Here is a 13,529-nt window from a genome sequence, read left to right as displayed (position 1 = left end):
CTTATACTTGGGCGTTTTGCGAAAACTGCTATACTTTTTTAGGTCACATAAATAAACACCTCGAATAAATTTTATTAGCTGTAAAGTTTCATATAATTATAAAATAGTCTAAAAAAACAGACCTAAATATTATACCAATTTAGCTTTAAAAATACTGGAATATTTATTAAGGATGTTGTCATTCCGAGGAACGAGGAATCTCATAATTTGAATAACTTGATGAGATTCCTCGTTCCTCGGAAGACAAACTGTATGTTTTTTTATCCCAGTAAATTTAAACTTTAAATGGTATTACACCTCATTTTATAATTATAAATGGTTTAATTTTATTTTTTTCTTAATTAATTTAAACAAAAAACAGCAATCCAAAAAGGGTTGCTGTTCGTAAATTTTAACCAATAATTGTTTATAATGTCATTTCTGGGATTTCTCCTTCTATAATTAATTCGGCTTCGGTGGCTTTTATAATGTCATGTACCGAAACCCCTGGAGCACGTTCTAGTAATTTAAATCCTTTTGGGGTAATTTCTAAAACAGCTAACTCTGTTACTACTTTTTTTACACAACCTACGCCAGTTAGTGGCAAAGTACATTTTTTTAAAATTTTACTTTCACCTGCTTTGTTTACGTGCATCATGGCCACGATAATATTTTCGGCAGAAGCAACAAGATCCATAGCGCCCCCCATGCCTTTTACCATTTTTCCTGGTATTTTCCAGTTGGCAATGTCTCCGTTTTCGGCAACTTCCATAGCACCAAGGATGGTTAAATCTACTTTTTGTGCCCGAATCATTCCGAAACTAAAAGCAGAATCGAAAAAACTAGCACCTGGCAATGTGGTAATGGTTTGTTTTCCTGCATTAATAATATCGGCATCTTCTTCGCCCTCAAAAGGAAATGGCCCCATTCCTAAAACGCCATTTTCGCTTTGAAATTCGACCGAAATATCTTCACGAACATAGTTTGCCACTAAGGTGGGAATTCCTATTCCTAGGTTCACGAAATAGTTGTTTTGTACTTCTTGCGCAATGCGTTTTGCAATTTGATTTTTATCTAATGCCATGTTACAAATATTTTTTTAATATTGCTTCTTTTTGTTTTGGTATTGAAGCTATTTCGGTTTTGAAACTATTTTTTATTATTTAGGATGTCTTAAATTGTAATTGAAGCTAAATGATCACCATATTTTTCGGTATAAACTTCAATCAAGTACCCATCGTGAAAATTTCTGCTCCAGACCAATTTGGTAACTCTGATAAAATAATTATACCACTTTGTTTTACCTAAAATTTCAGAATTCAATTTATTGGTTTATATGGCTTTTAGGATTTTGGTTTCTAGTTTATTCATAATCTTAGTTTACATAATTTAAAAATAAATGATACATTTCTTTTTCTTGATGTTTAGAAAAATGATTGTCAATTGATAAAAAAGTTGATGTTTTTTCTATTTTTTCATTTTGTCTTTTATCTTTTTCAAGTAATTTATTAATTCCTTTTACACAATTCTCTACTGTTCCTTCAAGAATATAACCAACTAAAAACCCATCACAATTAACATATTTTCCTTTAGTTAAAAAATTATCAATTCCAGTAGTAATATATCTTCTTTTCAAATCTGAATCATTTACTTTTAAATTTTTTGCTTCTACAAAATACCTAAATTCATCACTTTGCCAAAATTTAGTAAATCTCATATCAATTCGTGAAAATTTAGCAGCAAAACCTTTTGTAGGAATAGCTTTTTTATCAAATTGATGATTTTCTAGATTTGTGAAAATTTGCCAATCTTTTCTTTTAGGATTTTCATTAATGTAATTATGAAGAATGGCAGTTATATCATTTTCGTGAAAATCTAAAGAAACCGCTTTTGATGAAATTGAAGCATTATAAGCTTCAACAAACAATGTGATACATTTTTCTTTAAATTTTTTTTGAAAATTTAGGAAAATAGATTTTTTTAAAGTTCCTGCCATTATTCTTTCATATTAAGAATTTCAACTAATAAAGATTTACTATCCTCCATAGCTGCAGTTTGACTCCAAAAACGCCTTTGATTTGGTTTTATAATGTAAATATCATCTCCATCAAAATAATTTAATTTTTTTCTGAAATAAATACTTTGAGCATCTTTACTCCAAAGTTTTTTATCTAATGTTTTAAGCTCACTATAGATGTTTTCTTTTGAAATTTCTATTTCTTTTTGTTGATTTCCAAAAGACAATTTTACCAAATACAAAGGACAATTTATATCAATAGAATAATGAGTTGCTGAGATTTTTAAATCATCATCATCTAGCCAATCATTGAGTTCTTTAGTTATTCTCTTAGTATAAACATCAATATCATTTACAGGTAAAACTGCTTTAGATTTTTCTTGTTTTTCGAATAAATCCAAACTATAATCTAAAGTATCTTGAATTACAATTTGCTCATCAGCTGTCAATTTTAAAATATCATTATAAATGATTTGGTCAATTTGTTTTTCTATATGTGTTGTGTTGTGATTTAATTCGTTTGACTTTTTTATTGAAATTATTTTATCAATTAAAAGTATCATTCTATTTTTTACTTCATTATTTAAAAAATCAAAAATATTTGGCAAAGCATATAATTCATTATCTAAAATATCATCATATTTTAAGCCCCAAGCTGATGAATAATTAAATTGAAAATATTTAGAATAAGTGGAGTTAAAGTATGCCAAAAGAATTTTTAAAGATTCGGTATTATTAGATTTTATTCCGTAAACTCTATTTAAAAAATAAGCATCAAAATCCACAAAAGAAGCTAATATATTTCCTTTTGTTATTCCTTTTTTAACAATCAAAAAAGGAGCTTTAACTAATTGTTCGTTTATTTTTAAATAATTTGTTTCATTATTTTTAAGATTATCTTTTACAACTAAATATCTAGAAATATTGGTAGTATCAATTATTTTTTCAGGTGTAATTATATTTTCTTTATTAGTATAATTTGCAGAAGGAATATGTAAACCAGTTCCTTTAACCCAACTTTTATTATTATTAAAATAGTTTTTTAAAGTATTTCCTTCATGTTTTTTTATCAATTCAAAATCAAAATAACTCCCCCACATAGCAATCTTCCAAATTTTAGTATTTGGTTTTTGACATTCTATTCTTGGTAAATGCTTTTCATCTGATGAATCTATAACAATTCCTTCTAAAACATCATTTTTGATATATGTTTTGGGAGAATAGTAAGTAATTGTATCTTTTTTATTAAGTGTCTCGAAATTTTCCTTTTGATAAAAAACAACACAGATTGGTTCAATTGCTGAACCAAATAATTGTCCACCAAAATTTTTCTTAGCTTTTCTTAAAATTGAAAAATTATACACTTTTTCAACATAATTTTTATTAAACAGCCATTTTCTGAAATTTTGATACGTTCCACCTGTATTGGTCAAAACTTTAGTGTTAAAAATTAAAGCTATCTTACCTTTTGGTGCTAAAAGAGTTGCTTTGTGTAAAAAAGGTAAAACCATTTCTTTAGCAAAGTTTTCTTTTTCACAATAAGCTGTAATTGTTGGCAATAATTTTTTTGTTCCAAATGGTGGATTTCCAACAATTAAATCAAAATTTTGTAATTTTTTTATTTCGGATAAGTCAGAAATAGTATCTCTTTTAAAAAGATTATTCCCTTGTTCTTTTAAACTTTCGTCGTCATTATCATTTATTAAATAAGGAAATTTTATTGTACCATTCCACCAATCTGTTTTTGGGTCAAGGTTGTCTAATAAAGCTAAATACAAACTAAAAGCGGCTACTTTTATAGATTTTCCATCAAGTTCGATCCCAAAAATATTTGATTTAAGAATATCTATTAAAATATTAAAATCATTTAATTTTGAATTATGCTTGTTTTCATAACGCTTTACTAATCTTTTAAAACTCTGAACCAGAAAAATTCCAGATCCACAACTTGGGTCTAGCGTTTTTACTTTGTAGTCAGTTTCATTATTTCTAACGGGCAACTTTTCATTTAGAATCAATTCAACCAATGAAGGGGGTGTATAGAAAGTGCCTGTGTTTTTTTTCTCTTTCTTGTCTAATTCAGATAAAAAATTCTCATAAATTTCACTTAATAATTCAATTCTTATAATGCTAAAATTAAATAATCTCCAATCTGAAAATAATTTTATTTGATTGCTTTTTGTATAACCGCTTGTAAAACATTGTCTGATTAAATCTAAATGCTCCCGTGTAACAAGATTTATTTCGTTTTCTTCTATGTTAAATAAGCTTCCGTTAAAATCTTCTGCTAATTTTTCAAATAATGAATATACATAGTTTACCTCGCCTTGTTTAAGTAAATCCAGATAAGATTCTGCTTTTAACGAAAACTCACCGTAAAACTCTTTTTTAGTTGCGCCTCTATCTTCTAAATACAAAAGAAACAGAGAGCGCATAACCAACTTATGTATTAAGTTTTTATCAGTTAACCCTTGTTCTTCTAATTCTCTTGAAACATTGATAAGACTTTGAATTAAAAATTTATCTACTCTATTTTGAAGATTTATTTTGTCTTTAATTTCTTTTGCTTCGATTGATGACCAAATAAATCCAGTATCAATGGCAATTCTTGAAAAAAGTATATTTAATTTTTTAAGCTTGTCGTTGTCTGTTTCTTTGCAAGAATAAAGTTCTAATTCTTTTAATTTGTTTGTAAATTCATTTTCTTGAATATTTTCTTCATATCCAAAAGGTTTTTCAGAACAATTGTAAATTCTAATTTCTGTTTTGGTGTAAACATATAAGAATAAAACCTTTTGAAAATTCCAGCTTGCTTTTTGAATTTCGGCAATTTGCTTTAAAGTTTTAAAATTAAAAGAATCGACTTCTTTTAAAAACAGTGCTGGTTGGTCTTCATTTCCATATACTTTGACAACTCCAAATTTTTCATTCTCAAATAAATCTATATCAAATACGTTGCAATCTTTTGCAAAATCTATAATATCTAAATTATTTATTATGGAAGAGTTCATTTTGTAAAACTACAATTTATCTTGTTCTAACGGTGCGTTGTTCTATCCTTTTTTCGAATTTTTCACCTTGAAAAATACGATTGACCATTATTCCTGGAATGTGTATTTGGTTGGGGTCTAATGTTCCAGCTTCAACTAATTCTTCGACTTCGGCAATGGTGATTTTTGCGGCACCAGCCATACAGGAATTGAAATTTCTAGCTGTTCCTTTAAAAATTAGGTTTCCAGCTGTATCGCCTTTCCATGCTTTTACTATGGCAAAATCTGCTTTGTAGGCAAGTTCCATGATGTGCATTTTGCCATTAAATTCTCTGACTTCTTTGTCTTGTGCCACTTCGGTGCCATAGCCTGCTGGGGTAAAAAATGCGGGGATTCCTGCTTGGGCTGCTCGGCATTTTTCAGCTAGGGTGCCTTGTGGGGTGAGTTCTACGTCGAGTTCTCCCGATAGCATTTGGCGTTCGAATTCGGCATTTTCTCCTACATAAGAGGAAATCATTTTTTTGATTTGGTGTTTTTCTAAGAGTAAACCTAGTCCGAAGCCATCGACTCCTGCATTGTTGGATATGCAGGTTAGTTCTTTGATGTCTTTTTTTACTAGTTCGGCAATAGCGTTTTCTGGTATGCCGCAGAGTCCGAAGCCGCCTAACATGATGGTTTGTCCGTTTTGTATGTCTTGTAGTGCTTCTTGTACGTTGTTTACTTTTTTGTTTATCATGTTGACTTACATTTTGTTTTTTAAACCATATAAGAAATATAAGTTTGGTCTAATTGTTTCTTTTTATTTTATTGCCCTAGCCCTGATAGTAGTGGAAATCCTTTTCTTTTTTTTCTTTAGAAAAAGAAAAGATTGCAACGAATAGCAGGAAATAGCTCCTAATTTTTATTATATTCCGAACTCGTCTGTATTTTGTTCTTCTGGTTTTACTGCTGTTGAGTCTCTTGCTGTGGTGTCACGGATTCGTTTTCTTTCTGTGGCACAATCGACATTTATGGTTAGGTTTTTTGGGCGTTCGAAGCTTTCTTTAGAGACGTGTAAGTTTGGGTCGGCGTAGCATTTTTTCATAAACAATGCCCAGATTGGTAATGCCATGGTGGCTCCTTGCCCGTTTGCTATGGTGCGAAAATGTGCGGAACGGTCTTCGTTTCCTACCCAAACGCCTGTTACTAGGTTGGGTACCATTCCCATAAACCAGCCGTCGGATTGGTTTTGTGTGGTTCCTGTTTTTCCTGCAATTGGGTTGGTAAATCCGTAGGGGTATCCTGTTACTCGTTTGTAGGCGTATCCTCCTGATCCTGTTCCTCTTAGTCTAGCCCCTGATCCAGATTCTGTAACGCCTTCTAATAGTTTGATGACTGCGTATGCGATGTCTTTGCTAAGTACGTCTCTAGATTCCATTTTTGGTTCGTAGATGACGTTTCCGTTTTTGTCTTCTATTCTGACTATTACTTGTGGTTTCATGTATATGCCTTGGTTGGCAAATGCGCTGTAAGCTGCTACCATATCTTTTACGGTAATGTCTACTGCTCCTAATGCGATAGAGGGTTGTGATGGGATTTGTGAGTTTACGCCTAGTTTTCTCATTAAGGCGATAACTGCATCTGGTCCGGTTTTGTCTATTAGTTTTGCCGAGACGGTGTTGATGGAGTTTGCTAATGCTTTTTTGAGGGTTACCATGCCTCTGTATTTTCCGTCAGAATTTCTTGGTTCCCAGTCTTCGGTTACATTGTGTTTTCCTTTATATATTCTAAATGGCCCGTCGATAATGGTATCGCAGGGTGACATTCCTAATTGTTCGATTGCTGTGGCGTATAGAAACGGTTTGAATGTAGACCCTACTTGTCGTGCTCCTAAGCCTACGTGGTCGTATTGGAAGTATCTGTAATCGATACCACCAACCCATACTTTTACTTGTCCTGTTTGTGGTTCCATAGACATTAGTCCTGGTTGTAGGAAGTGTTTGTAGTATCTGATAGAGTCTGTGGGAGTCATTTCTACTTCTTTGTCTCCGTCCCAAGTAAATATGGTCATTTTAGTTTTGACACTAAATGATTTTATGATTTCGGCTTCGTCTTTTCCTTCTTCTGACATGATTCTCCAACGTTCTGTATTTCGCATTGAGCGACTCATAACCTTGTCTATTTCGGGTTGTGTAATTCGAATAAAGGGGGCTGTTTTGTTTTGTTTTGCTTCTAAAAAAAATTCTTCTTGTAAGTTTTTTAGGTGTTCTTTTACTGCTTCTTCGGCATACAATTGCATTCTAGAATCGATAGTGGTGTATATTTTTAAGCCGTCTGAATAAATATTATAGTCTGAGCCGTCTTCTTTTTTGTTTTCTTTTGCCCAATTTTTCATGTAATCACGAAGGTATTCACGGAAATAGGTTGCTGAGCCTTCGTTATATTTTTCGGGTGTAAAAGTTAATTTGATGGGTTTGCTTTGAAAATTTTCTTTGGCTGATTTTGACAAACAATGATTTTTTTCCATTTGTTTTAGCACAACATTTCTTCGTTCTCTTACTTTTTCTTCTCGTCGTAAGGGATTAAATAGAGATGGGTTTTTTAGCATTCCTACTAACATGGCAGCTTCATCGACTGTTAAATCTTTGGGTTCTTTTGCAAAATATACTTTTGATGCCGAACGAATTCCTACTGCGGTATTAATAAAATCGGCTTTATTGAGATACATGGCGATAATTTCGTCTTTTGTGTATTGTCGTTCTAAACGGATAGCAATAATCCATTCTTTTACTTTTTGCATCATTCTAAAAGGCAAGAATTTAGAGCCTTCGCCGTGAAAAAGCAGTTTGGCTAATTGTTGTGTTAAGGTACTGGCTCCTCCTCGTCTTCCTAGGCTTAAAGTGGCGCTTAAGGTTCTTTTGCCGTCTATTCCTGAGTGTTCTCTAAAACGTTCGTCTTCGGTAGATATTAGCGCATCGACCAAGTGTTTGGGTAAATCTTTGTATTTAATTGGGGTTCTGTTTTCGTTGTAAAACTTACCTAGTGTTACCCCATCGGCAGAAATAATTTCGGTAGCGAGATTAGATTCTGGGTTTTCTAACTCTGAGAACGATGGCATTGAGCCAAAAAGCCCCCAAGAAGCAAGTAGGAAAAACAACAGTATTCCGCCAAAAGCGATGAAGAAATATTTCCAAAATTTTTTCACATATTGTGAATAATCTGGTTTTTGAGTATTCAGTTTTTGTGCCATTTTTTTTATTTTTTTTCTAACGATTCGATTCTAAAACCTATTTCGGTAATTCCTTCTAATTTTTCGACTCCTTTTACTTTTCCAGTTTGTCTTACGGCTTGTTGTATAGATACTTTATATTTTCCGGTTTTAGGAAAGATCATATTTTCTTTATACCAAAGTTTGCTTTCTTTTATATCTGAGAAGCCATTTCCTATTAATTCGCCTTGTAAATTCCCGTCTGGATATGCCATTTGATACTCTAAGGTATCTACTTTTATTAAACCACTAGGGGATTCTAATTTTACAATTAGAAACAAATTGCTAAACTCATAATGGTTGTTGTCTCGAATATTTATAAATAAATTTCGTGGCTCATTTGATGCACTCTGGTTGAAAGTAAAATTGATGATGCTGTTTTTTTTCCAACCATCTTCAAAGGTATGATACTCATCGAAAATTTGAGATTTATCGCAAGAAATGAATCCAAAAGCGACAAAAAACAATAAAAAACTATTTGTTAGAATCTTTCTTTTCATTTCTAATTTTTGGTCCGTTTGTTTTTGGTTTGGGTTGGGTTGGTCTTGTTTGGTTTGGGTTATTCTGATTTGCTTTGTTTTGATTTGGGTTATTCGAATTTGCTTTATTTTGGTTAGGATTATTAGGTTTTAGCTTAACTTGTTCTGGTTTGTTTGGTTTTAAGTTTGGTGTAATTTTTTGAATCACTTTTGGTGCTACATTTACATTTTTCTCTTTACCTACAATTTCTGGGCGTCTATTTCTGTTTGGTTTCTTGTTGTTATTGCTCTTTTTAGGCTGGTCAAATCGTGTTAAACTATCTTGTCCCATGGCATTTTGAAAAGTTTTTTCGACTGCTGGTTTTTCGATCTCAACAGCAAAATCTTCTAATGCGGTAACTTTTATTTTTTCTTTGTTTTGCGCCATGATTTCTTTAACCTGTGCCACTTTAAGAATATGCCATTGTGCAAAATTTCCTATATAAGCAAACCACATTAAGCCTTTAAAAATGTCTATTTTTTGGCAAATGGCATCTCCTTTTTCGGTAGAAAGTTTGGTTTCCATGTCTGGAATATCTTTCAGAGCGTCCATATAAGTATCTAACTCATAATTTAAACAACATTTTAGTTTGCCACATTGTCCTGCTAGCTTTTGAGGGTTTAATGACAATTGCTGGTAACGTGCTGCCGATGTGTTTACGCTTCTAAAATCGGTTAACCACGTAGAGCAACATAATTCACGACCACAAGAGCCAATTCCTCCTAAACGAGCGGCTTCTTGGCGGAAACCAACTTGTTTCATTTCGACTCTTGTACTAAAAGCGGAAGCAAAATCGCGAATTAATTGTCTGAAATCGACTCTATCCTCTGCTGTGTAATAAAATGTAGCTTTAGATCCGTCTCCTTGAAATTCGATGTCAGAAATTTTCATTTGAAGCTTTAATGCTATTGCCATTTCACGAGCACGAACTTTCATAGGTTCTTCTCTCTCGCGAGCTGTGCTCCAAATATCGATGTCTTTTTGAGAGGCTTTTCGGTATATTTTGGCCACTTCCCCTTCGTGATTTACAGCTTTTTTTTTCATTTGCACCTTAACCAATTCTCCTGTTAAAGTTACAATTCCTACGTCATGTCCCGGAGAAGCTTCGGTAGCTACGATATCGCCAATGCTAAGGGTTAGTTTTTCTGAGTTGCGATAAAATTCTTTTCTTCCGTTTTTAAAACGCACTTCTACACAATCAAAAGGGGCTTGTCCTCCTGGTAAAGTCATGTTAGAAAGCCAATCGAAAACTGTTAATTTGTTGCAGCTATCGGTGCCGCAAGTCCCATTATTTTTACACCCCTTTGGTGCACCACCATCTGAAGTCGAACAACTTGTACATGCCATAATTTATATATAGTGTTGCAAAAAGCAACTTAAATTCATAAAATGATTAATTTGTAAAGATAACAAAGATTTTAGATTTCAGATTTTAGATTTCAGATTTTTTATAAAAAGAAAATCACATCTAAATTAATTACTATTTGATGTGATTTCTAAAACTTTTGCTGTAATTTTTATGCTATAATTTTATACAATTTATCTGATAATCTTACTCTAAATGGAATGTGAAATGTTATTTTATCTCCTATTTTAGCTTCAGAATCTTCTTTTCCGTTTACAAATATTTTTTCTAAAACTAGTTGCTGATCGCCAGTTGTAGGTCCAGATATTAAAACTTTATCGCCTATTTTTAGTTCTTTATTTTCTATTAAAAAAGAGCCTATTTCTGATTTTACATAATAATGTTCAGCTTTACCAATAAGTACTTTTTTTGTTTTAATTTTTTGACGAATATCTTTTGTATCTATTGCTTTTGCCAAAGTAACATCGCTCAATTCGCCCGAATGTTTAAACAACAATTTATCAGATTTTCCTTTTCTAAAAATCATATTACCGTTTTTTATGCCACGACGCAATTTTACTTGATCTACTAATGAGAGGTGAATAATTTCCTGACACTCGGAAGAACAGCAGTTTTCCATAGCTAATTTGCATTGATCACATTGAATAAACAGCAAATGACAACCTTCATTTTCGCAATTTGTATGATTATCGCAAGGTTTTCCGCATTGATGGCATTGCGAAACGATATCATTAGTAATTCTTTCGCCTAAACGATGGTCGAAAACAAAGTTTTTTCCGATAAATTTACTTTCTAAGTTTTCTTCCTTTATTTGCTTGGCATAATTAATAATTCCGCCTTCTAATTGAAAAACGTTTTTAAAACCTTGGTGTTTAAAATATGCCGAAGCTTTCTCGCAACGAATACCACCAGTACAATACATGACTAGGTTTTTGTCTTCTTTAAAATCTTTTAGTTGCTCGTTAATTATTGGCAAACTTTCTCTAAATGTTTCTACATCTGGAGTAATGGCGCCTTTAAAATGACCTATTTCGCTTTCGTAGTGGTTTCTAAAATCGACTACAATCGTGTTGGGATCTTCTAATATTTGATTGAATTCATTGGCTTTCAAATGCACACCAATATTTGTAACATCAAAAGTTTCGTCATTTAAACCATCGGCTACAATCTTGTTTCGGACTTTAACAGTTAGTTTCAAGAACGAATGATCATCATGTTCTACAGCAACATTTAGACGAATGTTTTTCATGAAATCATAAGCTTCTAATGTTTCTCGGAAAGCTTCAAAGTTTTCGGCAGGAACACTCATTTGAGCATTAATTCCTTCTTTGGCAATATAAGTTCGACCAAGAGCATCGAGCTTGTTCCAAGCTAAAAACAAATCGTCTCGAAATTGTTGTGGGTTTTCAATTTTGGCATACGCATAAAAAGACAACGTGAGTCGTTGTTTGCCTGCTTGATCTATCAGTTCGGCTCTTTCTTCTGCGCTTAAGGTGTTATACAGTTGCATGCTATAAACGTTTAAGTTAGAAATATGTTGTAAATTCTAGTTGGAAGAATTCAGGTACAAATTTATAACTTTTTATATAATTTAGAAATCTAAAAAGGCAGTTATTTTTATATCCGAAGTTTTTATTAACACGTTAATGCAATTAATAAAAACAATTATTTTAAAATATAACCAAATAGAGATATAGAAAAAAGCGTTAGCCAAACCAATTCTTAGCCCACAAAGCTATGTTGCCTATTACTAAAGCAAAACGGCTTAAAATATATGACTCTGTCTATTAGAAACGAATTACACCCAATGGCTTTATTATCTTGATATGTCATGAAAAACAAGACACCTATACTGTTTTAATTTAAAAAAGACTGTAATATTGGTGCGTATATTATTCCGAGTAGCGAGGAATCTCATAATCTGAATCACTTAATAGGATTTATCATTCCTTGCAATAACAAACCGTGCATTTGTTATTGCAGTAAATTTACAACAAAATCGTATTATTTATACTCTTTTCGGTCTTCCGCCTATTTATTATTGTACTACTCTAATAGTGCAGTAATTTATTGTAGTTTTTTATATTTTTAGTTGGTAAATTGTGTATTATAGTTAAATTTACAAGTAAAAACCACATGCGCCATTTCTTGTTTTTACTACTATTCCTTTCTTTTTCTGAGGCTATAATGGCTCAAGAAGAAATAATTCATTCTATTTATTTCGATTTTGATAAGTTTAAACTCGAGGAAAAACAAGCAAACGAAACAGTAAATTTTATTAAAAATATCGATTCTACTAGAATAGAATCTGTTCAAATATATGGTTATTGCGATGACCGTGGTAAGGAATCGTATAATTTCAAATTATCTAACAATCGTGCTTCTATTATTCAGAAAAAGCTAGTTGAAAGTGGTATAAAAAACAAAATCATTGTTACCATTGAAGGTAAAGGTCGTGTGATGATTGATGATGATATTATAGAAAACCTTCCAGAAGTTCGTTCTAAAAATCGTCGTGTAGATGTGGTTGTTAATATGAAACCATTACCAAAAATTAAGATACCTGGAATGTTCGATATGGTGCAAAAAAACCATATTTTGGGCGACAGGATTTTTTTAGGTGATGTCCTTTTTCAAAAAGGAAGCAGCAAACTTAATGTTAATGCAAAAAATGATTTAGAAAAAATTGCAAAAATGTTGCTTAAATATAAAAATTTACAATTTGAAATTCAAGGTCATGTTTGTTGCACACCGCCTTATCAGAAAGAAGCAATAGATCGCGATACTAGAAAAAGAGAGCTTTCTATTAATAGAGCCAAGGTTGTTTATAATTTTTTTGTGGCTAAAAAAATAAGCAAAAACAGAATGATTTATAAAGGTTATGGCACTGGAAAACCATTAGGAAAAGAACCACAATATGACCGCAGGGTCGAACTTGTAATTACTAAAGTTTAATGTATTTTCATCTCTATATGCGGAATATCATCTTCTAAATACATTTCGGAAGTTTTAGCAAAGCCATGACTTTCGTAAAATTTTTGCAGATATAATTGTGCAGAAATGGTAATTTCTCTTTTACCAAAACATTGTTTTATTACAGTAATAGCTTCAACAATAAGGTTGTTTCCCCATTTTTTACCACGAAATTTTTGCGCTACAATAACACGTCCTATAGAAGCATTGTCGAAATAATTGCCTGCATCAAATAGCCTGCAATAAGCAGCCAATTCGCCATTGTAATAGCCTAAAACATGAATTGCTTCCTGATCTTTGCTGTCTATGTCCTGATAGACACAGTTTTGTTCGACCACAAAGACTTCGCTTCTCAACCTTAGCACTTCGTATAATTCTTGAGTAGAAATCTCTTTAAAAGGCTTTATTTTGAATGCTAATAACGTCATAAGATTTGTT

The 13,529-nt window shown here is 32.0% G+C and carries 10 protein-coding genes; 1 reads left to right on the top strand and 9 read right to left on the bottom strand.

What is annotated here, in order from left to right; all coding sequences use genetic code 11:
- Positions 1-406: 406 nt before the first annotated feature.
- The 8 genes from B0A57_RS09160 to trhO form a co-directional block, all read right to left on the bottom strand.
- Positions 407-1,063 (bottom strand): 3-oxoacid CoA-transferase subunit B, encoded by a 657-nt coding sequence (locus B0A57_RS09160; RefSeq protein WP_034097129.1) that lies wholly within the window; start codon positions 1,061-1,063, stop codon positions 407-409.
- Positions 1,064-1,354: 291 nt separating this feature from the next.
- Positions 1,355-1,975, bottom strand: coding sequence for a hypothetical protein (locus tag B0A57_RS09150; protein ID WP_038465769.1), 621 nt, complete (start codon positions 1,973-1,975; stop codon positions 1,355-1,357).
- Positions 1,975-5,007 carry an HsdM family class I SAM-dependent methyltransferase gene (locus B0A57_RS09145; protein ID WP_038465767.1) on the bottom strand — a complete coding sequence of 1,011 codons (3,033 nt, stop codon included), beginning with the start codon at positions 5,005-5,007 and terminating at the stop codon, positions 1,975-1,977. The genes B0A57_RS09150 and B0A57_RS09145 overlap by 1 nt, the downstream gene beginning before the upstream one ends.
- Before the next feature lie 16 nt (positions 5,008-5,023).
- A complete protein-coding gene (locus B0A57_RS09140) occupies positions 5,024-5,722 on the bottom strand; it encodes a CoA transferase subunit A (protein ID WP_011962207.1) in 699 nt (232 codons plus the stop codon).
- Positions 5,723-5,890: 168 nt separating this feature from the next.
- Positions 5,891-8,215, bottom strand: a complete 2,325-nt coding sequence (locus tag B0A57_RS09135) for a penicillin-binding protein 1A (RefSeq protein WP_034097123.1) — start codon at positions 8,213-8,215, stop codon at positions 5,891-5,893.
- Between the two features lie 5 nt (positions 8,216-8,220).
- Positions 8,221-8,733, bottom strand: a complete 513-nt coding sequence (locus tag B0A57_RS09130; protein WP_011962205.1) for a gliding motility lipoprotein GldH — start codon at positions 8,731-8,733, stop codon at positions 8,221-8,223.
- On the bottom strand, positions 8,708-10,099 hold the full coding sequence (ricT, locus tag B0A57_RS09125) for a regulatory iron-sulfur-containing complex subunit RicT (protein ID WP_011962204.1): 1,392 nt from the start codon (positions 10,097-10,099) through the stop codon (positions 8,708-8,710). The genes B0A57_RS09130 and ricT overlap by 26 nt, the downstream gene beginning before the upstream one ends.
- Positions 10,100-10,269: 170 nt before the next feature.
- Entirely contained in the window at positions 10,270-11,628 is a 1,359-nt protein-coding gene (gene trhO / locus B0A57_RS09120; RefSeq protein ID WP_011962203.1) for an oxygen-dependent tRNA uridine(34) hydroxylase TrhO, read from the bottom strand.
- A gap of 626 nt (positions 11,629-12,254) precedes the next feature.
- On the opposite strand from trhO, the gene B0A57_RS09115 reads away from it, so the two are divergent.
- Positions 12,255-13,073, top strand: a complete 819-nt coding sequence (locus B0A57_RS09115) for an OmpA family protein (RefSeq protein WP_011962202.1) — start codon at positions 12,255-12,257, stop codon at positions 13,071-13,073.
- Here B0A57_RS09115 and B0A57_RS09110 read toward each other — a convergent pair.
- Positions 13,070-13,519 carry a GNAT family N-acetyltransferase gene (locus B0A57_RS09110; protein ID WP_034097120.1) on the bottom strand — a complete coding sequence of 150 codons (450 nt, stop codon included), beginning with the start codon at positions 13,517-13,519 and terminating at the stop codon, positions 13,070-13,072. The genes B0A57_RS09115 and B0A57_RS09110 overlap by 4 nt on opposite strands.
- Between the last annotated feature and the right edge of the window lie 10 nt (positions 13,520-13,529).

This window comes from Flavobacterium psychrophilum DSM 3660 = ATCC 49418, assembly GCF_002217405.1.
GTDB classification, from domain to species: domain Bacteria; phylum Bacteroidota; class Bacteroidia; order Flavobacteriales; family Flavobacteriaceae; genus Flavobacterium; species Flavobacterium psychrophilum.
This window is presented reverse-complemented; position numbering and strand designations above follow the sequence as displayed.

Excerpts from the sequence above, each read along its gene's own strand:
- B0A57_RS09145 (WP_038465767.1), bottom strand. The coding sequence starts at position 5,007 with ATGAACTCTTCCATAATAAATAATTTAGATATTATAGATTTTGCAAAA.
- B0A57_RS09135 (WP_034097123.1), bottom strand. The coding sequence starts at position 8,215 with ATGGCACAAAAACTGAATACTCAAAAACCAGATTATTCACAATATGTG.
- ricT (WP_011962204.1), bottom strand. The coding sequence starts at position 10,099 with ATGGCATGTACAAGTTGTTCGACTTCAGATGGTGGTGCACCAAAGGGG.
- B0A57_RS09115 (WP_011962202.1), top strand. The coding sequence starts at position 12,255 with ATGCGCCATTTCTTGTTTTTACTACTATTCCTTTCTTTTTCTGAGGCT.
- B0A57_RS09160 (WP_034097129.1), bottom strand. The coding sequence starts at position 1,063 with ATGGCATTAGATAAAAATCAAATTGCAAAACGCATTGCGCAAGAAGTA.
- B0A57_RS09110 (WP_034097120.1), bottom strand. The coding sequence starts at position 13,519 with ATGACGTTATTAGCATTCAAAATAAAGCCTTTTAAAGAGATTTCTACT.
- trhO (WP_011962203.1), bottom strand. The coding sequence starts at position 11,628 with ATGCAACTGTATAACACCTTAAGCGCAGAAGAAAGAGCCGAACTGATA.
- B0A57_RS09140 (WP_011962207.1), bottom strand. The coding sequence starts at position 5,722 with ATGATAAACAAAAAAGTAAACAACGTACAAGAAGCACTACAAGACATA.
- B0A57_RS09150 (WP_038465769.1), bottom strand. The coding sequence starts at position 1,975 with ATGGCAGGAACTTTAAAAAAATCTATTTTCCTAAATTTTCAAAAAAAA.
- B0A57_RS09130 (WP_011962205.1), bottom strand. The coding sequence starts at position 8,733 with ATGAAAAGAAAGATTCTAACAAATAGTTTTTTATTGTTTTTTGTCGCT.